Below are 20,533 nucleotides of genomic sequence, written 5' to 3'. Positions count from 1 at the left end.
GTTCTGGACCGCCACATTCCTGAGCCGAGGCCCGGAATGTATCCCAGGGTCTCAGCGACGCCGCTGTGCGGCTGCTTCTCCCCGGGATGACGATGGCGCAGGTGGCTGCCGCCAATCGCCGAAGTCCGTAGCCCTCTGGGCTCAGGCCAGATCGATGTCGAGGATCGCCATCGAGAAATTATAGTCGCCGTCGTCCTCGTCCTTGAAGACGATGCCGAGGAACTCGTCGCCGACATAGACCTCGGCCGAATCTTCCTTGCGCGGCCGCGCCTTCACCTCGAGTTTGGGATTCTGGAAGACGCGCTTGAAATAGGCGTCCAGCTTTCTGATTTCGTCCGGCTTCAAAAGTCTTCTCCGATCGTCGGGCTTGCTCGTTGGAACGCGCTTCTGGCACGTCGACAATGGCGATGTAAAGGCAAGCCGGCTGGATAGAACGCGAACCCTGGGGCCGGATGATTTCAGGTCGAATCCAAATCCGCCTCTAAATCAAGGAGGTAGAGCATGATGTCGTCCGAAAACCGCCTCACACTTTTCGGCATCATGCTTCAGAGGCAACGGCGCCGGCAACCGGACTTCAGTCCGGCGCGCCGGGTGTTGCAAATCAGATGTCGAAGCTGACGACCTGGTCCATCGATTGCGACGGCAAAAGCTGGTCCATCTGGCGCGAAGGCTGGTCGCAGCCGGTCTCGCCGACGACGCGGGCCGGTACGCCGGCAACCGTCTTGTTGTGCGGCACCGGCGACAGCACGACCGAGCCTGCCGCGATCTTCGAGCAATGGCCGATCTCGATATTGCCGAGAATCTTGGCGCCGGCGCCGATCAGTACGCCGTAACGGATCTTGGGGTGGCGGTCGCCGCCGGCCTTGCCCGTGCCGCCCAGCGTCACGCCGTGCAGGATCGACACATCGTCCTCGATCACCGCCGTCTCGCCGACGACGAGGCCGGTGGCGTGGTCGATGAAGATGCCCTTGCCGATGCGGGCGGCCGGGTTGATGTCGGTCTGGAACACCGAAGACGAGCGGCTCTGCAGATAGAGGGCGAAATCCTTGCGGCCCTGATTCCACAGCCAATGGGCCAGCCTGTGCGTCTGGATGGCGTGGAAACCCTTGAAATAGAGCACTGGCATGATGAAGCGGTCGCAGGCCGGATCGCGGTCGTAATAGGCCTGGATGTCGACACGCACGATCGACGACCATTCCTTGTCGTCGGCCAGCATCGACTTGAAGGTCTGGCGGATGAGGTCGGAACCGATGTCTTGATGTGCAAGCCGCTCGGCGAGCCGATGGATGACCGCCTCCTCCAGGCTCTCCTGGTTGAGGATTGTCGAATAGAGGAACGCCGCCAGAAGCGGGTCGCGATTGACCGCTTCCATCGCCTCGTCGCGGACCGAACGCCAGATCGGATCGACCGGCTGGACCATTGTGGGGCGGGAAATGCTGATGCTGTTCATCGACGTCTTGTCCTGCGTCCTGGCCGCTTGCCTATTCTCCGGCGGCACATATAAGCCAGATCATAGCACGATTGAACTCAATTTTCCTTAGTGCTCGGTGAAATGGATTTGGTTCACGGAAATTCAAGCCGCCATGGAAAACGAACCCTTGATCGACGCTCCGCTGAAACGCGCGCTCTCCGCGCTCTATCAAGCTCCGGATCGCCACTATCACAACCTCGCCCATATCGAGGCGTTGCTGGCGCTGGCGGACGAATATCGAGCATCGCTGCATGATTCCGGCGCCGTCGAAGCCGCAATCTGGTTCCATGACGCCATCTATGACAGCCGCGCCAAGGACAACGAGGCCAGGAGTGCGGCACTTGCGCAGGACAAACTTGGCGCCCGCACCGATCCGGAGCGCCTCGGCCGCATCGCGGCGATGATCGTCGCCACCGCCACGCATGAACTGCCCAGCCTTCAACCACGGGGCCTCGCCGATGAGAACGCCCTCCGCGACGCAGCGCTTTTCCTCGACATGGACCTGGCGATCCTGGGTGCGTCACCCGGCGCTTTCGACGCCTATGAACAAGCGGTCCGACGCGAATATGGCTGGGTCGAGGAGCCGATGTGGCGCGCCGGCCGCGGCGTGATTCTCAAGACTTTCCTCGCGCGCCAGCATATTTTTCACTCGCAGGAATTCCGCCAGAGGTTCGAGCCCCAGGCCAGGCAAAACATGGCGCGGTCGCTCGAAACGCTCAAACCCTAATCCGGAAAGGTCTCAATGCGCTGCGCATAGGCTTTGAAACCGGCGCGCCGGTAAACCGCTTGCGCGCCAGGGTGATCGAAGGTGTCGGTGTGAAGCCAGACCCTTTGCGGCGCATGCAACCAGACGGCGCGAAGCGCCTGGTCGAGCAGGAATGGCCCAAGCCTGCGGCGGTGGAAGACGGGGATCAGCCCGAAATGAACCAGTTCGACCTCAGGCTGGCCGACGCCGTTGAATTCGCACAGGCCAGCGGCCACGCCCTCGACGCGCAGCACGTGGATATGTGTCGAGGGCAGCGCCAGCAGGCGCTCGAGGTCTTCCGCCGGCATGCGCAGCCGCTGGTCCCATTGCACGGGCTCGCCGACCGCGTGGTAGAGGCTGATATAGTCGGCCACATCAAGTGTTTCACGCGCCACCGTGGCGCCCGATAGCGGGCAGTCGAAAGCCGGCGCCGAATTCGGTTCGCGCATGTCCATATAGGTGACGAGAAGGTCAACCAAAGCGGCACCGCCTCCGGCTGCAAGCCAGACGAAGATCGATCACCTGAAGGCGCCAACGGACTTGGTGGCCGCCCAAACAAAGAACAGGCCGATCACCAACGACAGCCCGTTGAGGATGATACCGACGATGCCGAGGACACGATTGTCGTTTGAACGTCCCAGTGCCATCAAGCCAAAAACCACGCCGGTGATGTGCGCCAGCGGCGCCGCAACGAGAAACACCAGCAGAAAAACCCCGCCGAGGACGTTTTGAGCGGCCAGCGACGCCTCGCCTGGCATCAACGCCAGCGTGACCACCGCCGCAAAATCCATTGCGAACGCCAGCAGGGCCAGGATCACCGAGCGTTTGCCCAAGCTGCTCCGCCCCGCCACGCCGGGCATTGCTATCGTGCTTCTTCCCCATCCGGCCATTACTCGTCCCCGATCAGGTGAAAGCGCCGATCGTCGATGCCATTGCCACAAGCAGCAGGAAGCCAACCGCCAGGGAGCCGCCGTTGAGCAGGATGCCGACGACCCCAAGCACGCGGCTATCGTTCGAACGCACCAGCGCCATCAGCCCGAAAATCAATCCGGCAATATGCGCCAACGGCCCTGCCAGCAGGAAAACCGCCATGAAGAAACCCGTGGCGATGTTCTGGGCACGCTCGGATGCGTGGGTCGGAAGCGCCACCATTGTGGTCAGCGCCATCACACCGGCACCGAAGGCGAGCAGCGCCAGGATGACGGAACGCTTGCCGAACTTGCTTGTCACGACGGCGCCCGGCAGAGCGTCGGCGCTTCTTCCCCATTGTGCCATTGTTTGCCACCCCTCGCCGGCCGCCCAATCCATATCGCCCGAAAATCGCTTACCGGTTAAAGCGGATTTTCGGCATAAAACTCCAAAACCCGCTGCTTGAAGGTCTTGTCGCCCACAGCCAGCATATGGTCGCGGCCGTCTATGTGAAACACCTTGGCGTTCGGCATCAGCGCGGCGAGCTCGTCGGGCGAGCCGCCGATATCGTCTGTCGTCCCGACCGCAATCAGCGTTGGTTGGGCGATGCGCGTCATGTCGTCTTCGCTGAGCAGTTCGCGCGACGTGGCGATGCAGGCGGCCAGCGCGCGGCGGTCGCTGCGCGTCTGATCGGCAAAGGCGCGAAACGAGCGACCGCGCGGATGGCTGGTGGCGGCCGGATCGTTGGCCAGCAGCGCCTCGGCGATCGGATCCCAGTCGCCGACGCCGTCGACCATGCCGATCCCGAGCCCGCCGAAGACAAGCGTCGCCACCTTGTCGGGATCCGACAGTGCCAGGAACGCCGCGATGCGCGCGCCCATCGAATAGCCCATGACATGCGCGCGGCCGATGCCAAGATGGTCGAGCAGGGCCGCCGCGTCCGAGCCCATCTTGGCCGGGGTGTAGTCGGCCTCGTCATAGCTTTTCGACGACGAGCCGTGGCCGCGATTGTCGAAGGCGATGGCGCGATAGCCGGCATCGTTCAGCGTCTTGAACCAGCCGGGCGATACCCAGTTGACATAGTGGCTGGAGGCAAAGCCGTGGATCATCAGCACCGGATCGCCCGCCCCCGACGCCGGCTGGCGGTCGAGGAAGGCGAAGTCGAACCCGTCATGGGAGAAGAATTGCATCGGGAGCGGCTCAGCCGGCGCCGGGCATGGGCGCGTTGCCCTTGTCCGATGGCGGCATGCCGGGGCCGGACACCGTGCCGACGGCCGGATGGCGCAGCAGATCGCCATAGTCGATGCCGTTTTTGGCGGCGGTGCCGGCCTTGAGCTCCAGCACGAAGCGCACTGGCACACCCGGCGAGATGACTGCATCGGACAATGGAGTGCCGTGCTTGACGGCCCGGACCTTGCCGTCCTGTCCAACAAAGATCAGGTCGAGCGGCATCGGCGTGTTGTGCATCCAGAAGCCGACCTGCTTCTGCATCTCGAAGACGAACAGCATGCCATGATTGTCGGCCATATCCTGGCGATACATCAGGCCGGCCTCGCGTTCCGAGTCGGTGTCGGCGACTTCGATCGAAAAGGATTTATCGCCGCCTTTCGTCGCCACGACCAAGGGTGTCGGATCGACGGGAAGGATCATCGCCTGACCGCCGGCGATCGTCTGCTGGGATGCGGTCGGCTGCCCGGAATAGAAGTAAGCGCCTGCGGCTACCGCAACGATGACGCAGAGCGCGCCCGCTGTCAGCCAGTTCCTGTACGCCATTGGAAATCCTCGACCAAAGACCATGATCCCTAAAAGTGGTCTCAGGTATTCGGATAAGATCGTGGTGAAACCAAGAAAAACGCCGTCCTGACTTCCTCAGGAAGGCTCGCGTCCTAATGCGCGACCGGCAAGGTGCCCATATCGGGGTGAATCTCGGCAGCCATGAGGCCCTTGTCACCGCGTCCGAAACGCACCAGCACGACCTGTCCGGGCCTGAGCTCGGTGATGCCATAGCGGCGCAGCGTCTCCATATGGACGAAGACATCCTCGGTGCCCTCGCCGCGCGTCAGAAAGCCGAAGCCCTTGGTGCGGTTGAACCACTTGACCAGCGCCCGCTCGAGCCCGCTTTCCGGCGTCACCGCCACATGGGTGCGCTGTTCCTGCATCTCAGCCGGATGGACCGCGGTGGTGGTGTCCATGGACAGCACCCGGAACGCCTGCAAACCACGGTCGCCATGCTTGACAAGGCACACGACACGCGCGCCCTCCAATGCCGTCTGAAAACCGTCCTTTCGAAGGCAGGTGACATGGAGGAGGATGTCGCCCGAAGAACCGTCATCGGGTAGTATGAAACCGTAGCCCTTGGCCACGTCGAACCATTTGATGGCGCCGGCGATTTCGACAAGGTCGGCGCTATCGCCGCCACTGTCGCGCTTCAGGGCGCCGTCAAGGTTCTCATCCCGCCTCGTGAAAGAGGCCTTATCCCCCATAAGAACGCCCCCTTTTTTCAAGAAAACCGCAAGTGATTCTTGACATTAGATTAACACCGCCGCTTCCGGGGTGTGCAAGACCTGCCGTGCCTTTTTTCACGGTTGAATACAGGAATAGCTGACTTGTTGTTTGCCGGCGTCGCTGCCGGCAGCAATGACGATCCATCAAGGCGGTCAACCGGTCGGCAATTTGCAAGGGATTTTGCCGAAATCGGCAACCACTTGTGTCCGGCGCTTTTGTCAGAGCAATCTGATTTTTCCAAAACCGGTGACCACTTTTCCAGTCCGATGCTCGTTGCCCTTCGGCGGGGTGGACCTTATGTTGCCTCGCAACCCAAACATCCCCGAGGAAATCCCATGCGCTACCTCCACACAATGGTCCGTGTCGCCGACGTCGATGTCTCGCTTGATTTCTACTGCAACAAGCTCGGCCTTAAGGAAGTGCGCCGCTACGAAAACGAGCAGGGCCGCTTCACGCTGATCTTCCTCGCCGCCTCCGAGGATGTAGAAAGCGGCATCACTGAGAAGGCGCCGCTGATCGAACTGACCTACAATTGGGATCCGGAGGAGTACAAGGGCGGCCGCAATTTCGGCCATCTCGCCTATGAGGTCGACGACATCTACGCCACCTGCCAGCATCTGATGGACAATGGCGTCATCATCAACCGGCCGCCGCGCGACGGCAACATGGCCTTCGTCAAGTCGCCGGACGGCATCTCCTTCGAACTGCTGCAGAAGGGCCCGGCCAAGCCCAAGGCCGAGCCGTGGGCATCGATGCCGAACACCGGCACCTGGTAGCGATCACGCATCTTGAGCGAGGCGGCCGCGCCGACAAGCCGGCCGCCTTTGCCATTTCAACCAACGGCACCTATTTACCTGCCTGTCGCGCCAGCCAAGCAAAGCCAGTGCCTCATCCAGGAGAATTCATTTATGCCGACCAGCCGTGCCGATCTCACCACCGCGTATGCCAGCCGCTATTTGCAGCAGTTGTGCACTGGGCGCACAAATTTCCCGTCGAGTTCGATCCGAACCACGGCACCATCGATCTGTCGCTCGGCCGCACGGTTCTCGATGCCGATGCGGCAGCGCTGCATATCACGGTGTCGACGGATGAAAGCGGATCGCTGGAGCGCATGCAGAGCGTCGTTGCCGATCACATCAAGCGCTTTGCCTTCCGCGAGGAGCTGACTTTCGAGTGGAAGCAGGCTCCGGCGACCTGACCTCAGATCAGGCGCGACGGCGAACACCGGAAGCTAGCAGCCCCCCAGATCCAAATAAAGCTATGGCGTCGCATGGTAGCGACGCCATCTGAACTTTCGGAGCGGCCGATCGATCAGAACTTGTAATTTAGGCCGATCTTGATCGTATGGGCGTCGATCTTCACCCTTGCGTCGTTGCCCTCGATATCTGTCAAACGGACCTTGCCGGAGTCGAAGTACTGGTATTCCAGCTTCGTGGTCCATTTGTCGGCGAAGGCCCATTCGACACCGCCACCGATCGTATAGCCGAAGCGGCCTCCGCTCCTCGATGCGCTGCTGTCCGGGTCGGGCACCCCGTCAAAATCGAAAGTATCGCCATAACTCAATTTGTAGTGAGTCGCCGCCGCGCCGCCCTTGTTGTTTAGCCGAGGCTTAATTACCATCGCGACCGCAACGCAGAAGCGGTTCAAAGCGAACGCGCTATCTGCAGCAGCGCCAGCACCGAGCGCCAGTTGCGCGCGGTGCCGGGCACTTTCAGCACGCGCGGGATGAGATTGGCGAACACCGATTTGCCGAGCCCGTCCGGCGCCTTGAGGTAGAGCACGTCGTCCCTGACCTCGAAGCTTTCCGGGCCGGTGCATTTTTCGGCAAGCCTGGCGATCTCGTCCGCCGTCGGCTGGCGCTCCAGCGTGTAGGCGTGAAGCTTGGTCGGATCGCCGGCGACTTCCGGATAAGGATTCTCCTTCACCAACCGTTCGAACCAGGAGAGATCGCGCACCATGATGCGCGAGTGAAAGCCCCATTTTTTCTCGAACGCCATTTCGATCTGTTTCGCCAGCGTGGCGGCGTCGCCCTTCTTGGTCCGGAACACGACATTGCCGCTCTGCACATAACTGGCGACATCGGTGAAGCCTAGCGCCTCGAATAACGCCCGCAACTCCGCCATCTGGACGATGCGGTTGCCGCCGACATTGATGCCGGAAAACAGTGCGACGAAGACCACCCTTCGCTCTTCGAGCTTCGGGTGGCAGGCTGTACCGCTCATATGATGAACCCGGCCAGGGTCTCGTTGTCGGTGATGTCCTGATAGTGCACGCCCTCGGCCTCGAAATTTGCCCTCAGCAGATCGAAGTTACGCCGGTCTTTGGTTTCGATGCCGATAAGCACAGAGCCGAAATTGCGTGCCGATTTCTTCAGATATTCGAAGCGGGCGATATCATCGTCGGGACCGAGCAGTTCGAGGAAGTCGCGCAGCGCGCCCGGCCGCTGCGGAAAGCGGATGACAAAATATTTCTTCAGCCCCTCGAAGCGCAGCGCCCGCTCCTTCACGTCGGGCAGCCGCTCGAAATCGAAATTGCCGCCCGACACCACCGCGACGATGGTCTTGCCGCGGATTTCCTTGCGCGAAAAATCCTTCAACGCGTCGATCGCCAAGGCACCGGCCGGCTCCAGCACCACACCTTCGATGTTGAGCATCTCGATCATGGTGGCGCAGAGCCGGTTCTCAGGGATCAGCCGCACCGCCTGAGCGGCGAACTCCTTGAGGTGGCGCAACGGCTCGCGGCCGATCTCGGCCACCGCCGCGCCGTCGACGAAATTGTCGACATTGGCGAGCCGGACGCGCTTGCCGCTGGCGAGGCTCTGATGCAGGCTCGGCGCACCGGCCGGTTCGCAAAAGACGTAGCGCGCGTCACGTTGCTGATCGGCGAAATAGTGCGTCACCCCCGCGGCCAGGCCACCGCCGCCGACCGGCAGCATGATGATGTCGGGCATGCGCGCGCCTGGCATCTGGCCGGCGATCTCATAGGCGACCGTCGCCTGCCCCTCGATAATGTCCTTGTGGTCGAAGGGCGGCACCATATGCGCGCCGGAACTTTCGGTGAATTCGAAGGCGGCGCGGTAGCAGTCGTCGAAGAAGTCGCCGACCAGCCTGATCTCGACGAAATCGCCGCCGAACAGCCGCGTCTTGTCGATCTTTTGCTGCGGCGTCGTCACCGGCATGAAGACCACGCCCTTCTTGCCGAAATGGCGGCAGACGAAGGCAAAGCCCTGCGCATGGTTGCCGGCCGAGGCGCAGACGAACAGCTCGGCCTCGTTGCCGGCGGCAAGCGCCTTGCGGAAAAAGTTGAAGGCGCCGCGGATCTTGTAGGAGCGCACCGGCGAAAGATCCTCGCGCTTCAACAGCACCCGAGCCCCCGTCTTCTTCGACAGATAGTCGTTTTCCTGCAGCGGCGTTTCGGGAAAGATCTCGCGGATCGCGGCTGCGGCGGTGGCGACACGGGAGGAGAAACTGTTCATGGCGCCGTCACCTCTGGATCGAATGGTTCGAAGGCGAAGCCTATTGCACAATTCGCCGTTTGCAGCCACCGATGCGGCGCGGCCGCTTTGACGCGCCAGCAGGAAATCCATTGGAGCCATCTTCATGCCTGTTTCGGCTGTCGCCCTGAAGACCGTAGACCTTCCTGAATTCGCCGAGCCGACCGTGATGCCGCTGCTTAAGCGCCAGACCTACGAAGCGCGCATCGAGGCTCTGCTGGCGCGCGGCGCCGAAGCCGGGCTCGACGGCTTTGCCGTCTATGGCGACCGCGAGCACGCGGCCAATGTCGCCTATCTCAGTGGTTACGATCCGCGTTTCGAGGAGACGTTGCTGGTCATCGTCCCCGGCAGCCAGCCAAAGCTTCTCGTCGGCAATGAGGGCTGGGGCTATGCCGAAATCTGCGACGGGCCTTACGAGCGCGTCCTCTACCAGACCTTCTCGCTGCCGGCGCAGCCACGCGACCGCTCGGCCTCTCTATCCGACACGCTTGCCGCCTGCGGCCTGAAGGCCGGCCAGAAAATCGGCGCCATCGGCTGGAAGCCGTTCGGCGCCGGCGATGGCGGCTTTGGCGAGACGACGCTCGACCTGCCGTCCTTCATCGCCGATACGCTGCGCACACTGGCCGGCGACAGAGGCGCGGTGGTCAACGCCGCCAACCTGTTGATGAACCCATCCGACGGCCTACGCGCCATCAACGAGGCAGACCAATTGGCGTCCTTCGAATTCGCCGCGACCTTTTCCTCGCAGGGCCTGCGCAACGTGCTTGGGAATATTGAGCCCGGCATGAGCGAATTGCAGGCCGCGCGGCTGATGGGGATCAACGGCCTGCCCCTGTGCTGCCACCCGATGCTGTCCGCCGGCAGGCGTGCGCCCTACGGCTTGCCTAGCCCGCGCCTCGACATCATCAAGCGCGGCGATCCCGTCACCATGGCCTATGGCATCCAGGGCTCGCTCAACGCCCGCGCCGGCTTCCTGGTCGAGAGCGCGGCCGAACTGCCGCGCGAGATAAGCGACTATGTCGAACAGCTGGTAGCGCCCTATTTCGCCGCCGTCGTCGACTGGTACGAGACCATCGGCATAGGCGTTGCCGGCGGAGCGCTTTGGAAAGCCGTGCATGACCGCATAGGCGACCCGTTCTTCGGCGTCTCGCTCAATCCCGGCCATCTCGTCCATATGGACGAATGGATGCATTCGCCGGTGTTTTCCGGCTCGGACATCAAGCTGCAATCGGGCATGGCGCTGCAGGTCGACATCATTCCGGCGACCGGAACCAGCTATTTCACCACCAACATCGAAGACGGTATCGCGCTTGCCGATGAGTCCCTGCGCGAGGAGATCGCGGCCCGCTATCCCGAGGCATGGCGCCGCATCGAGGCGCGCCGCGCCTTCATGGGCGATGTGCTCGGCATCAGGCTCAAGCCCGAGGTATTGCCCTTCTCCAACATCCCTGCGTTCCTGCCGCCATTCTGGCTTTCGCGCAACAGTGCGATGGCTGTGACCCGACGCTGACCACATTTCGGCTGGACACGACTTACTTCTGCCGCACTCTCACTGTCCGGGAGGTGTCGCGGAGGGTAGACGGGCCGAGGGTAGACAGGCCTTTGGGCCTCAAAGTGAATTCTATGTGAATTCATCTTTCGATTGGAATTTTTGACGTGCGTTTGAAGACGATTTGCATTCTTGCACTTGCCCTGTTGATCGCCGGCTGCGGCGGCCGCAAAACCGAGGAACTGCTCGGCAGCGCCGTCATGTCCACGCCGGTGACCGAAATCTCGGGCAATCACTCGATCTTCATTGCCACCACACGCAAGAAATCCGACGATCCCAACAAAGTTTTCGACGGCGAACGCTCGGCGACGCTGAACTACGCCCGCGTCACCGTCACCGTTCCCGGCATCCACCAGACCGGCCAGATCGAGCGCCGCTCGCGCGGCAGGTCCAACGACCCAGCGAAGTACTTCATGGCCTCCGAGGTCGTCGGCTACGATGCGCAGCCGAAATTCTCCAGTGCGCTCAATGCCGACATTGCCGCGCGCGGCGGCCGCGTCATGGTCTTCGTGCATGGCTACAACACCGGCTTCGACGACGCGGTCTACCGCCTGACCCAGATCGTCCACGATTCCGGCTATCCCGGCACGCCGGTGCTGTTTTCCTGGGCATCCGGCGCCAGAACCACCGACTATGTCTATGACAAGGAAAGCGCCAGCGCCGCCCGCGATCAGCTGGAGGTGACATTGCGCATGCTGCAGCAGTCCGGCGCGCGGCGCATCGACATCGTCGCCCACTCGCTCGGAACCTGGGTGACCATGGAAACGCTGCGCCAGATGGCCATCACCGGCGACCGCGATCTCGGCGGCAAGCTCGGCGATGTCGTGCTGGCCTCTCCCGACATCGACGTCGACGTCTTCAAGAGCCAGATGCGCCGCTACGGCAAGCCGGACAAGCCGTTCATCCTGCTGCTCTCCGACGACGACCGGGCGCTGCGGCTCTCAGGCCTGATCGCAGGCTCGCGGCCACGCGTCGGCGACTACAAGGATGCCGCCGACCTCGCCGCTTATGGCGTCACCGTGGTCGACCTCTCCAAGGTCAAGGGAGGCGACAGCTTCAACCACACCAAATTCGCCGACAATCCCGAACTGGTGAAGATGATCGGCCAGCGGCTGCGCGAGGATGACGGCTTTGCCAGCGACCAGACGGTGACCGACCGTATCAGCGCGCTCGGACAATAAGGCTGTCGCCTTGCGGCGACCGTCGCCGCGTGAGGTCGCGAATGCCGCTCGGCCCGATCACTTTCAACTGGACCGGGCCGGTCTCTGCCTCTACGACATTGAAATCGGCGCCAATGCGCCAGCGGGAGCCCGCTTGAACGAGCGATGGAAGACTGTCCTGGTCCTTGCGTTCGCGCTAGCTGCCGCCGGCTGCGCCGGCCCCAACACCCATGACCTGTTGAACGAGACGACGGTTTCGGTGCCTGCCTCCGACATCGCGGCCACCCACGAAATCTTCGTCGCCACCACCCGCAAGCAGGCGACCAAGGACCCACGCCAGGTGTTCGATGGCGATCGCTCGCTGACCACCAGCTACGCCCGCGTCGACGTCACCGTGCCGAAGGTCCACCAGGTCGGCGCCATCGAGCGCGCCAAGGGCTCGGCCAATTCGAACCCGGCCAAGCAATTCACCGCCACCGACGTCGTCCACTATGGCGACGCCTCGCAATTCGCCAAGGCCGTCGGTGCCAACATCACCATGAATGGCGACCGCGCGCTGGTCTTCGTCCACGGCTTCAACAACGGCTTCGACGATGGGGTCTACCGGCTGACGCAGATCGCCCACGACACCGAATATCCGGGTACGCCGATCTTGTTTTCGTGGGCTTCGAGCGGCAAGACCACGGGCTATATCTACGACAAGGACAGCGCCAACGCCGCGCGCGACGACCTCGAGGCGACGCTCAGGATGCTCGCCAAGACAAAGGTCAAGAGCATCGACATCATCGCGCATTCGATGGGAACCTGGGTGACGATGGAAGCGCTGCGCCAGCTCGCCATCACCGGCGACCGCGATCTCGACGGCAAGCTCGGCCGTGTCGTCCTGGCATCGCCCGATATCGATGTCGACGTCTTCAAGAAGCAGATGATCCGCTACGGCAAGCCCGACAGGCCGTTCGTCATCCTGCTTTCCGCCGACGACCGTGCTCTGAGACTGTCCAGCCTGCTATCCGGCGACAAGCCGCGCGTCGGCGACTACGGCAACGCCGCCGACATTGCCAGCTACGGCGTGGTCGTGGCCGACCTCAGCCAGATCAAGGGCGGCGACCGCCTGAACCACGCCAAATTCGCCGACAACCCGTTCCTGGTGCAATTGCTCGGCGACCGTCTGCGCGCTCCAGCCGGCCTGGCATCGGACGAACCCACGCAGGGTCAGATCGACAATCTCGGCCGAGGCCTCGGCAAGGCAGTCGGATCCGTCGCCGAGATCATCATCACCACGCCATTCAAGGTGCTGACCATCGCCACCGGCGGATGAGAGCCGGGGCTGATCTCAGATAAACAAACCGACCTTCTGGAACGTCGTCACGTCGATCAGGCCGACATCGGAAATCCTGAGTTCCGGGATGACGACCAGCGCCAGCAGCGAGTGCTGCATGTAGGCGTTGTTGAGCGAGCAGCCCATCTTGCGCATTGCTTCGGTGAGTTTCTCGGCCTTGGCCGCCACGATTTCGGCGCGCTCGTCCGACATCAGCCCGGCGATCGGCATTTCGACAAGCGCCAGTTCCTTGCCCTTCGAAAACAGCACCACGCCCCCGCCGACCTCGCCCAGCCGGTTGACGGCCAGCGCCATGTCTTCCTTGTTGGTGCCGACGCAGATGATGTGGTGGGCATCATGTGCGACGCTCGACGCCATGGCGCAGTCGCCCATATAGCCGAAGCCTGAGACGAAGGCATTGGTGACGCCGCCGGTGCCGCGGTGGCGCTCGACCAGCGCGATCTGGCAGATGTCGTTGCGGCGGTCCATGGCGACCAGCCCGTCCTCGACCGGCAGGTCGGCCTCCAGCGCCCGCGTCGGCGCCTGGTTTTCGATCACGCCGATGACCCGCACCCGCACCTCGTTGGCGCCCTTGGGCGCCGCAATGTCGAAGTCGCCTGGCTTCAGCTTCTTGCCGAGCTTGACGGTGTTCTTCGCCGATTTGGGGTAATCATAGGCCGGAATGTCGATCTCGAGCTTGCCGCCCTTGGCCAGCCTGATACCGCGGCCATAGACCTCGTCGATGGTCATGGCGGCAAGATCGGAGACGATCAGCAGATCGGCCAGCCGTCCCGGCGCGATCGAGCCCAGTTCGCGCTCCAGCTTGAAATGCTGGGCGGTATTCAGCGTCGCCATCTGGATCGCCGTCACCGGCTTCAATCCCTGCTGGATGGCGTGGCGCACCACCCGGTCCATATGGCCTTCATGCACCAGCGTGCCGGAATGGCTGTCGTCGGTGCACAGGATGAAGTTGCGCGGGTCGAGACCGCTCTCGGTCACCGCCTTGATCTGCGAGGCAACATCGTACCAGGCCGAGCCCAGCCGCAGCATTGCCTTCATACCCTGGCGCACACGGGCGATTGCGTCCTCGGCGCGTGTGCCTTCATGGTCGTCCTCCGGCCCGCCGGCGACATAGCCATGGAACGGCAGGCCGAGATCGCGCGACGCATAGTGGCCGCCGACCGTTTTGCCCGCTCGCACCGTGGCGGCTATCTCGCCCGACATCACCGTATCGTTGGCCACGACACCGGGAAAATTCATCACTTCGCCGAGCCCGATGATGTTTTCCCAGGTCATCGCTTCCGTGACATCGGCGACCGTCAGTTCGGCCCCGGCATGCTCCAGCCCCGGCGCGGACGGCACGCAGGACGGCATCTGGACATGGACGTTGATCGGCATGGCGACGGCCTCGTCATGCATCAGCCGCACGCCGGGCAGACCCAGCACATTGGCGATCTCGTGCGGATCGATGAACATCGAGGTGGTGCCGTGCGGGATGACGGCGCGGCAGAACTCGGTCACCGTCACCATGCCGCTCTCGACATGCATGTGCGCGTCGCACAGGCCGGGCACCAGATAGCGGCCGCCGGCATCGACCACCTTGGTGCCCTGGCCGATGGCATGGCTGGCATTCGGCCCGCAATAGGCGAAGCGGCCGCCGGCAACGGCGATGTCGGTGCCGGCTATGATTTCGCCGGAGTGCACGTTCACCCAGCGGCCGTTGCGAATGACGAGATCGGCAGGCTTGCGCCCCGTCGCGACGTCGACCAGATGCGTCGCCATCTCGGTCCAGGGTTTGGGTTTCGTCGCCGACGGCTGCTTGGCCATGAAAGACTCCTGTTTGCCAGACTGTGCCAAGCCGGCAAGGTTTTGGCCAGCGATCACAGACGAAATCCGCTCGATGAGATTCGCCCGGGCGGATGCGCCGCACCTGCTCACCCCGATGACAGCATCAACGGCGCGGTCATTCAGTTTGGCTTGTGCCGGCACTTATGCTACCATTCTGGCTATGGTGCTGATTTGCGCCGACGACCCGCCGCGAGGCGGGTTTTTGTTATGATGAGGCCGAAACCTCCTGAGGTGAAGTCATGATCCGGTTCCTGAAAGCATTCGCCTTCGTCACCCTGTTCCTGATCTCGTCCGGCTTTGCATCCGCCGAGGAGCGTTGGCAGACCTTGCCGGAGCCGGCGGCGATGCCCAAACCGGATCAGAGCGGATATGCGCCGGTCAACGGCGTTCAGATGTACTATGCCGTTTTCGGCGCCGGTGATCCGATTCTCCTGATTCATGGCGGCCTTGGCCATGGCGACATCTGGGCAAGCCAGGTGGCGACCATGTCCAAGACGCACAAGGTTATCATCGCCGACAGCCGCGGCCATGGCCGCTCTACCCGCACCGAGCAGCCTTACGGCTATGACCTCATGGCGTCGGACTATCTTGCGCTGCTCGACTATCTCAAGATCGACAAGACCGCTCTTGTCGGCTGGAGCGACGGCGGCATTATCGGCATCGACATCGCGCTGCATCATCCGGAGCGGCTGACACGGCTCTTTGCGCAGGCCGCCAACGTCACCACCGATGGCGTCGATCCGGGTGTGCTGACCAACAAGACCTTTGCCGCCTATATCGACCGCTCGGGCCGCGACTACAAGAAACTTTCGAAGACTCCCGACCAGTACGATGCCTTCGTGGCGCAGATCAGCCACATGTGGGAGTCGGAGCCGGCCTGGACCAAGGAACAGCTCGGCAAGATAACCACGCCGACCGCGATCGTTGCCGGCGACCATGACGAGGCGATCAAGCGCGAACACACCGAATACATGGCCTCCGTCATTCCGGGCGCCAAGCTCATCATCCTGCCCAACGCCAGTCATTTCGCCATGCTGCAGGCGCCGGACGAATATAGTCAGGCGGCGCTGGACTTCATTGACGCCAAATAGCGCCCCCAGCTAAAGCACCCAGCGCAGCAACGGGTGCATTCCGATTGTTGAACAATGGGTTCCGTTTTGCGGCGAATAGGATTACCTTCCGACAAGGCGCCTTCTGAACCGCCTTTTCGGAGAACTCGATGCGCTGTCTGACGATTGCCAGTGCCGGATTTCTGATTGCTCTGGCCGGGCCGGCGTTCGCCGCCGACCCGATGGCGGTGCCGATGACCGAACCAGGCTTCGACTGGACCGGCTACTATGCCGGCCTGCAGGCCGGCTACGGCTGGGGCCAGTCCGACATATCAGTGACGGAAGGCGCGCCGTTTTCCATCTCGCCCGACATTGACGGCGGTTTCGTCGGCGGCCATGTCGCTGGCCTGTGGCAGTTCGATCAGGCGGTGCTCGGCGCCGAGGCGGAGCTCAATTATTCCGCCGTCGACGGTACGGCGGTATCAGGCCTTGGAAGCACATTCCGCACGGACATCAAGTGGTTCGGATCTGTAAACGCCAAAGCGGGCTTCGCCATGGACCGCGTGCTGGTCTACGGCGTCGGCGGCGTCGCCTTTGCCGGCATCGAAACTTCGCAAGTCGCGGGCGCGTCGTTCGCCGGCACACGCACGAATGTCGGCTGGACCTTGGGCGCCGGCGTCGACTACGCGCTGACCGACAAATTCATCGTCGGCGCGCAATATCGCTATTACGATTTCGGCTCCGAGCACTATGACGTGGCGGAACCCTTCAACGATCGCGATCAGGATGTGAAGCTGAACGCGGTCGGTATCAATCTCAGCTACAAATTCTGAGCGTTCTCGGCGACTGAGATTTTCGCGACAACCAATTGTTTTGAAATCACGAACCACCTTTCATGAGTTCGACACTCGGCAAAAGATGGCTTGACGGGTTTTCGCTGGCGTCTGAAAAGGGCTGGCCTGCGGACGTGGCGGAATTGGTAGACGCAAGGGACTTAAAATCCCTCGATCTCTGATCGTACGGGTTCGATTCCCGTCGTCCGCACCAAATTGAAATGCTTAGGATTCGTTCTGTAAGAACTCACTGGCTACCATAGAAAAGGCTGACGCGGGTAGCCGTAGAGCCGGGATACAAAAGCCGGGAACTGCCATGCTGGAGTTTTGGTGTTCGGTATTGGCTGCCGTAAGAACAGTGACGGGGCTGACGGCGCAACTGCGCTTGAGCCAAATCCCGAACCTGTAGCCCTTTCGGTCGTAAGCTCGGCAGTTGGGGATCTAATGCAGCCGAAAAACGACGGTATCCGTGTCGCCGGACTTGCATCGAATGCCGACCAAAATGCCGGTTTCATAGTCATTGACGTGCCACGGTCGGAACGTCGACCACACCGCAGCGATCAAAAGCTATATTACAAGCGTGCTGGTAGCTCTTCATACGCTATGGAGCATGTCGGCATAGAGGATGTGGCTGCAGAACGTCTCAAAGACCTTTGCGAGCCGGCCACCTATTGGCCAGGGCAATCCTCTTCGAGTGTAAGCCGCAACTCACAGACCCTATCATGCCGATGCCACTGGGGCTTGGCTTTGATAAAAGCGCATTGGTAGAGGAGAGGGACAAAACTGAAGAGGTTTAACACTCTTGCTGGAATACCTGCTGCAACACTCCTGTCGGTAGCGACCGACCGCGCGGGCCAGGTCAAGCACTCCCTTGGGAGCCGGCTGGGGCCGCAGCGGCCTCAACCCGGTGGGCATGCTCCGTCGCGATTTTAAGAAGAGTTGCAGCCGTTTCCTGTGGCGTCCAACCTTGCGCTTCTGACGCAGTCACCAAGGCCGCAAACGCGGCTTCTAATGCGACTTCACAGTTCACCTCACGGTCTGGGCTATCCTCTGGCAATATCGGGGTTCGACGGATTGGGACATCGTGACTTCTTTCAAAGGGGAAAAACCCGCCGCCCCAGCCTTTTGCCACTCAAACATTTCAGCAAAGGATCATTCCAGCTATCAGCAGCGTGATTAGAACTGACAACGGCACGGCCAGAAGACCGACCAACTCAACATTTCTTGTGTTTTGTCGCTTGTCCATCTTCGTCGCCCGCATGTCGTTGGCTTTGGCATCTTGCCGTCAACGTGCAGCTGTTGGAACCAACCACAAGTGCCGCTGATCGGAGATTCAGTCGGTGCTGCATATTAGCAACACATTGTGGAACGATCGGGCGGCATCAGCCAATTGCTTTTGAATGCCCTTGCACTTGCTTCGTACGATTCCGTACAGTTTCCCCCATTGGGGGAGGCGGCCGATGGACCATGACGAGGAAGGCTACAGCATTGACGCCTTCGATTTCGATGTGGTGTGCGAGACCTTCAGGAGTTCCGTTCGGGAGCTGAACCTGGCTGAAGAGCATTGGGTAGACCACGCGAAGGCGCTCCTACGGGAATTCACCGACAGCGCACCTGACGACGACATGATTAGCCGGATCGTCGGGCGCTAGTGGCCTATACAGCCGTAGTTTGTTAGAATCGTACCCAGGTCCTGCCACGGAAACCTTTTCCAAGGTTTGCCGCGTCATAGAGGCATCACAGAAGCTCTTGGAACAGATTGCCCAGCGCGGAGGCCCATTAACGAAAAAGCTCGCCACCTTGAGGCAACGGGCATCGCCAATGCCCTCAGAGAGCCCTGCCTGGACGTGTGGCGTCCTGTCCGGCCCTCGCCATTGATTTCGTCGGCAAGCTTGTCTTTGGCCTCGTGATAGGAGTTGGCATCGGGATGGCAATCGCCGGCTGCCAAGGATGCCGGGCCGCTGGCCGACCTATCAGTCAGGCGTCCGTAGCCAGAGCGTTATAAAGCAGCAAACACGCCAGGATAGAAACGGCGCTGCCTAGCAGCTGGTCTGCCGTCAGGCCGGAAAAATAGACAAGATGAAACGTCACCATCGCCCTACCAATCACGGTTCGGAACACTGCCGAATTAACCGTTAGCCGACGCTAATGTTCCGCTCTGGACTCACTACCGCTTTGGAAGAATCCTGCCGCAGCGATCAGCGCCCCGCCGACCTTGATCTCAACGTCGGTGCCACAAGGCTTTCCTTCGTTCGCATGGTTCGCAGAGATTAGCACGATCGCATACTCTCATCTCATCCGGCGTCGTCTCCCTCACAAAGCAGCGCCGGTAAGGCTCGGCGACCTTCTTGTTTGTCCCGTGTGCCAAAGGAGGTCGCCGGGCCTGCCGTTGCTCATCTTTGCTGGTGGTTGCTCCTGATGGCTGCGCTTGGCGCCGTCGCCCTACTGCTACCTGCGCGGTAAGGCCGGCGAGCCCTCTTGTCAGGCAGTCCGGCATGTAGGATTATAGTCCTCGTTGCGGCGACCCCTCAATGGAGAGCGCCAATGGCCAGAACCAAACCTTCGGAACAACTTTCCCGGGCTGAAATCCAGCGCTTCCTGGCGGCAGCCGAAGCGCTGCACAAGAGCATCGTCGGGCCGCTCCTGGCGTACCACGGCGAGCACTACCAAGCTCTACGTAAGGTCCATGGACCCCTGTTGAAGTCGATCGAGACCATCACCGGCCAGAGGGCGCAGTTCATCCGCTGGAACGGTACAGGACCGGCACAGCCCCGGGACAAGCCTCCGGGCTAAGTCTCCTCCCGGAAATCCAGCAGCTTGGCATGGCGAAGCTTCTCCTCGCCCTTTAGGAACCGCACGCGGCCGACCAGGCCCGGCTTTAGCCATTCGGCCTTGTCACTCTTGAGCCCTTTCGGCGCCGGCCCGCCAATCTTGCCTTGCACGCGGTCCCATAGGCGCTGGCGCTTGTCCGCCTTGAAGGTGACGAAGGCGCCGCCGGCATAGTGGCCTTTGTCGGCCATCAGCACCATGGCAGGCTTGCCGGCCTCGCGCTGCACGCCGATGATGTCCATCTCCTTTTCGGCATAGCACTTGATCTTGCGCCAGTTCGTCGTCGGACCCGACCGATACTTGCTGCCCTTCCGCTTTGAAACGATACCTTCAAGCCCAGCCTGGTCGACCAGATGAAAGACGGCGTCGCCAGTGCCCGGCATCGCTTCGCTGAACTGGATTCGGCCGCCGTCCGGGATCAACGCCCGGAGGATCTCGCGACGGTCTTCCACCGGCGTGTTCCGCAAGTCATGCCCGTTCAGATGCAAGAGGTCGAATGCTAGCAGATACAGATCGCGCGACGGCTTGCGGCTGGTCGCGGCTGATTGATGCGCATGGAAGTCGGATAGGCCAGCCTCATTGATCGTAATGGTCTCGCCGTCGATGATGAAGTCTTTCGCCTCGATCGCTTCCGCCTCACCGGCAAGTTGGATGTAGCGGCCCGTCCAATCATAACCGTTCTTGGTGATCAGCCGAATCCCGTCATCATCCTTGATGACCTGGGTGCGGTAGCCATCGAATTTGATCTCATGAATCCAATCATCGCCCATCGGCGGCGTGTCGACCAGTTCGGGTTCCATAGGCTTGATGAATTTCAGACGCAT

General features: G+C 61.7%; 22 protein-coding genes, 1 tRNA gene and 1 pseudogene. 11 read left to right on the top strand and 13 right to left on the bottom strand.

The annotated features are described in order from the left end of the window. Positions 1-141: 141 nt before the first annotated feature. Complete coding sequence (locus tag NKJ75_RS10945; RefSeq protein ID WP_006200852.1) at positions 142-345, bottom strand: DUF3126 family protein; 204 nt, start codon at positions 343-345, stop codon at positions 142-144. Positions 346-601: 256 nt separating this feature from the next. Beyond that, positions 602-1,450, bottom strand: a complete 849-nt coding sequence (gene cysE, locus NKJ75_RS10940; RefSeq protein WP_023667506.1) for a serine O-acetyltransferase — start codon at positions 1,448-1,450, stop codon at positions 602-604. Positions 1,451-1,583: 133 nt separating this feature from the next. Here cysE and NKJ75_RS10935 point away from each other — a divergent pair, with 133 nt between their 5' ends. Further along, the gene (locus tag NKJ75_RS10935) at positions 1,584-2,198 is read left to right on the top strand and encodes an HD domain-containing protein (RefSeq protein WP_023667507.1); all 615 of its coding nucleotides are present in this window, start codon (positions 1,584-1,586) and stop codon (positions 2,196-2,198) included. On the opposite strand, the gene NKJ75_RS10930 is transcribed toward NKJ75_RS10935, so the two are convergent. The 6 genes from NKJ75_RS10930 to NKJ75_RS10905 all read right to left on the bottom strand — a co-directional run bounded on the left by NKJ75_RS10930 (position 2,195) and on the right by NKJ75_RS10905 (position 5,608). Next, positions 2,195-2,695: a GNAT family N-acetyltransferase gene (locus NKJ75_RS10930; protein ID WP_023667508.1), complete on the bottom strand. Its 501-nt coding sequence runs from the start codon at positions 2,693-2,695 to the stop codon at positions 2,195-2,197. The genes NKJ75_RS10935 and NKJ75_RS10930 overlap by 4 nt on opposite strands. Before the next feature lie 39 nt (positions 2,696-2,734). After that, positions 2,735-3,049 carry a hypothetical protein gene (locus NKJ75_RS10925; protein ID WP_023667509.1) on the bottom strand — a complete coding sequence of 105 codons (315 nt, stop codon included), beginning with the start codon at positions 3,047-3,049 and terminating at the stop codon, positions 2,735-2,737. 70 nt (positions 3,050-3,119) lie between these two features. After that, positions 3,120-3,491, bottom strand: coding sequence for a hypothetical protein (locus NKJ75_RS10920; RefSeq protein ID WP_023741428.1), 372 nt, complete (start codon positions 3,489-3,491; stop codon positions 3,120-3,122). Positions 3,492-3,547: 56 nt separating this feature from the next. Beyond that, the gene (locus NKJ75_RS10915) at positions 3,548-4,315 is read right to left on the bottom strand and encodes an alpha/beta fold hydrolase (protein WP_023681517.1); all 768 of its coding nucleotides are present in this window, start codon (positions 4,313-4,315) and stop codon (positions 3,548-3,550) included. 10 nt (positions 4,316-4,325) lie between these two features. Beyond that, the gene (locus NKJ75_RS10910; RefSeq protein WP_023833722.1) at positions 4,326-4,898 is read right to left on the bottom strand and encodes a DUF192 domain-containing protein; all 573 of its coding nucleotides are present in this window, start codon (positions 4,896-4,898) and stop codon (positions 4,326-4,328) included. Between the two features lie 113 nt (positions 4,899-5,011). Then, positions 5,012-5,608 carry a cold-shock protein gene (locus NKJ75_RS10905; RefSeq protein ID WP_031203973.1) on the bottom strand — a complete coding sequence of 199 codons (597 nt, stop codon included), beginning with the start codon at positions 5,606-5,608 and terminating at the stop codon, positions 5,012-5,014. Positions 5,609-5,965: 357 nt separating this feature from the next. Between NKJ75_RS10905 and NKJ75_RS10900 the strand changes: the two genes are divergently transcribed. Beyond that, positions 5,966-6,406, top strand: coding sequence for a VOC family protein (locus tag NKJ75_RS10900; RefSeq protein WP_023667513.1), 441 nt, complete (start codon positions 5,966-5,968; stop codon positions 6,404-6,406). 132 nt (positions 6,407-6,538) lie between these two features. Next, a pseudogene (locus NKJ75_RS10895) lies at positions 6,539-6,828 on the top strand (DUF2218 domain-containing protein). Positions 6,829-6,941: 113 nt separating this feature from the next. Here the strand turns inward: NKJ75_RS10895 and NKJ75_RS10890 are convergent. From NKJ75_RS10890 to ilvA, 3 genes are read right to left on the bottom strand one after another with little or no spacing between them, the layout of a single operon-like run. Beyond that, positions 6,942-7,277, bottom strand: coding sequence for an outer membrane protein (locus NKJ75_RS10890; RefSeq protein ID WP_031203975.1), 336 nt, complete (start codon positions 7,275-7,277; stop codon positions 6,942-6,944). Continuing rightward, a complete protein-coding gene (locus NKJ75_RS10885; RefSeq protein ID WP_023828646.1) occupies positions 7,274-7,852 on the bottom strand; it encodes a DUF1697 domain-containing protein in 579 nt (192 codons plus the stop codon). The genes NKJ75_RS10890 and NKJ75_RS10885 overlap by 4 nt, the downstream gene beginning before the upstream one ends. Then, positions 7,849-9,105 (bottom strand): threonine ammonia-lyase IlvA, encoded by a 1,257-nt coding sequence (gene ilvA / locus NKJ75_RS10880; protein WP_352499651.1) that lies wholly within the window; start codon positions 9,103-9,105, stop codon positions 7,849-7,851. The genes NKJ75_RS10885 and ilvA overlap by 4 nt, the downstream gene beginning before the upstream one ends. A 124-nt stretch (positions 9,106-9,229) precedes the next feature. On the opposite strand from ilvA, the gene NKJ75_RS10875 reads away from it, so the two are divergent. The 3 genes from NKJ75_RS10875 to NKJ75_RS10865 all read left to right on the top strand — a co-directional run bounded on the left by NKJ75_RS10875 (position 9,230) and on the right by NKJ75_RS10865 (position 13,150). Then, a complete protein-coding gene (locus NKJ75_RS10875; RefSeq protein WP_023833725.1) occupies positions 9,230-10,633 on the top strand; it encodes an aminopeptidase P family N-terminal domain-containing protein in 1,404 nt (467 codons plus the stop codon). 146 nt (positions 10,634-10,779) lie between these two features. Then, on the top strand, positions 10,780-11,853 hold the full coding sequence (locus NKJ75_RS10870; protein ID WP_023706608.1) for an alpha/beta hydrolase: 1,074 nt from the start codon (positions 10,780-10,782) through the stop codon (positions 11,851-11,853). A 133-nt stretch (positions 11,854-11,986) separates the two neighbouring features. Then, a complete protein-coding gene (locus NKJ75_RS10865; protein ID WP_023744838.1) occupies positions 11,987-13,150 on the top strand; it encodes an alpha/beta hydrolase in 1,164 nt (387 codons plus the stop codon). A 15-nt stretch (positions 13,151-13,165) separates the two neighbouring features. Here NKJ75_RS10865 and ade read toward each other — a convergent pair whose 3' ends face one another. Further along, a complete protein-coding gene (gene ade / locus NKJ75_RS10860; protein ID WP_023744837.1) occupies positions 13,166-14,977 on the bottom strand; it encodes an adenine deaminase in 1,812 nt (603 codons plus the stop codon). A gap of 260 nt (positions 14,978-15,237) precedes the next feature. On the opposite strand from ade, the gene NKJ75_RS10855 reads away from it, so the two are divergent. The 5 genes from NKJ75_RS10855 (at position 15,238) to NKJ75_RS10835 (ending at position 19,673) form a co-directional block, all read left to right on the top strand. Then, positions 15,238-16,089: an alpha/beta fold hydrolase gene (locus NKJ75_RS10855; RefSeq protein ID WP_023744836.1), complete on the top strand. Its 852-nt coding sequence runs from the start codon at positions 15,238-15,240 to the stop codon at positions 16,087-16,089. 128 nt (positions 16,090-16,217) lie between these two features. Beyond that, positions 16,218-16,880 (top strand): outer membrane protein, encoded by a 663-nt coding sequence (locus NKJ75_RS10850; protein ID WP_023744835.1) that lies wholly within the window; start codon positions 16,218-16,220, stop codon positions 16,878-16,880. Between the two features lie 128 nt (positions 16,881-17,008). Further along, positions 17,009-17,094 (top strand) — tRNA-Leu (locus tag NKJ75_RS10845). A 1,246-nt stretch (positions 17,095-18,340) separates the two neighbouring features. Further along, entirely contained in the window at positions 18,341-18,532 is a 192-nt protein-coding gene (locus NKJ75_RS10840) for a hypothetical protein (RefSeq protein ID WP_023744832.1), read from the top strand. A gap of 892 nt (positions 18,533-19,424) precedes the next feature. Further along, positions 19,425-19,673 (top strand): hypothetical protein, encoded by a 249-nt coding sequence (locus tag NKJ75_RS10835; protein WP_023744831.1) that lies wholly within the window; start codon positions 19,425-19,427, stop codon positions 19,671-19,673. On the opposite strand, the gene NKJ75_RS10830 is transcribed toward NKJ75_RS10835, so the two are convergent. Further along, the gene (locus NKJ75_RS10830; protein WP_023667527.1) at positions 19,670-20,533 is read right to left on the bottom strand and encodes an ATP-dependent DNA ligase; all 864 of its coding nucleotides are present in this window, start codon (positions 20,531-20,533) and stop codon (positions 19,670-19,672) included. The genes NKJ75_RS10835 and NKJ75_RS10830 overlap by 4 nt on opposite strands.

The sequence above is a fragment of the Mesorhizobium sp. M0058 genome, assembly GCF_040323095.1.
GTDB lineage: Bacteria > Pseudomonadota > Alphaproteobacteria > Rhizobiales > Rhizobiaceae > Mesorhizobium.
This window is presented reverse-complemented; position numbering and strand designations above follow the sequence as displayed.

What these genes read in the sequence shown, in the direction of transcription:
- NKJ75_RS10840 (WP_023744832.1), top strand. Translation starts at nt 18,341, where the DNA reads ATGGACCATGACGAGGAAGGCTACAGCATTGACGCCTTCGATTTCGAT.
- ilvA (WP_352499651.1), bottom strand. Translation starts at nt 9,105, where the DNA reads ATGAACAGTTTCTCCTCCCGTGTCGCCACCGCCGCAGCCGCGATCCGC.
- NKJ75_RS10875 (WP_023833725.1), top strand. Translation starts at nt 9,230, where the DNA reads ATGCCTGTTTCGGCTGTCGCCCTGAAGACCGTAGACCTTCCTGAATTC.
- NKJ75_RS10935 (WP_023667507.1), top strand. Translation starts at nt 1,584, where the DNA reads ATGGAAAACGAACCCTTGATCGACGCTCCGCTGAAACGCGCGCTCTCC.
- NKJ75_RS10850 (WP_023744835.1), top strand. Translation starts at nt 16,218, where the DNA reads ATGCGCTGTCTGACGATTGCCAGTGCCGGATTTCTGATTGCTCTGGCC.
- NKJ75_RS10835 (WP_023744831.1), top strand. Translation starts at nt 19,425, where the DNA reads ATGGCCAGAACCAAACCTTCGGAACAACTTTCCCGGGCTGAAATCCAG.
- NKJ75_RS10910 (WP_023833722.1), bottom strand. Translation starts at nt 4,898, where the DNA reads ATGGCGTACAGGAACTGGCTGACAGCGGGCGCGCTCTGCGTCATCGTT.
- ade (WP_023744837.1), bottom strand. Translation starts at nt 14,977, where the DNA reads ATGGCCAAGCAGCCGTCGGCGACGAAACCCAAACCCTGGACCGAGATG.
- NKJ75_RS10885 (WP_023828646.1), bottom strand. Translation starts at nt 7,852, where the DNA reads ATGAGCGGTACAGCCTGCCACCCGAAGCTCGAAGAGCGAAGGGTGGTC.
- NKJ75_RS10830 (WP_023667527.1), bottom strand. Translation starts at nt 20,533, where the DNA reads ATGCGTCTGAAATTCATCAAGCCTATGGAACCCGAACTGGTCGACACG.
- NKJ75_RS10915 (WP_023681517.1), bottom strand. Translation starts at nt 4,315, where the DNA reads ATGCAATTCTTCTCCCATGACGGGTTCGACTTCGCCTTCCTCGACCGC.
- NKJ75_RS10920 (WP_023741428.1), bottom strand. Translation starts at nt 3,491, where the DNA reads ATGGCACAATGGGGAAGAAGCGCCGACGCTCTGCCGGGCGCCGTCGTG.
- NKJ75_RS10855 (WP_023744836.1), top strand. Translation starts at nt 15,238, where the DNA reads ATGATCCGGTTCCTGAAAGCATTCGCCTTCGTCACCCTGTTCCTGATC.
- NKJ75_RS10905 (WP_031203973.1), bottom strand. Translation starts at nt 5,608, where the DNA reads ATGGGGGATAAGGCCTCTTTCACGAGGCGGGATGAGAACCTTGACGGC.
- NKJ75_RS10900 (WP_023667513.1), top strand. Translation starts at nt 5,966, where the DNA reads ATGCGCTACCTCCACACAATGGTCCGTGTCGCCGACGTCGATGTCTCG.
- cysE (WP_023667506.1), bottom strand. Translation starts at nt 1,450, where the DNA reads ATGAACAGCATCAGCATTTCCCGCCCCACAATGGTCCAGCCGGTCGAT.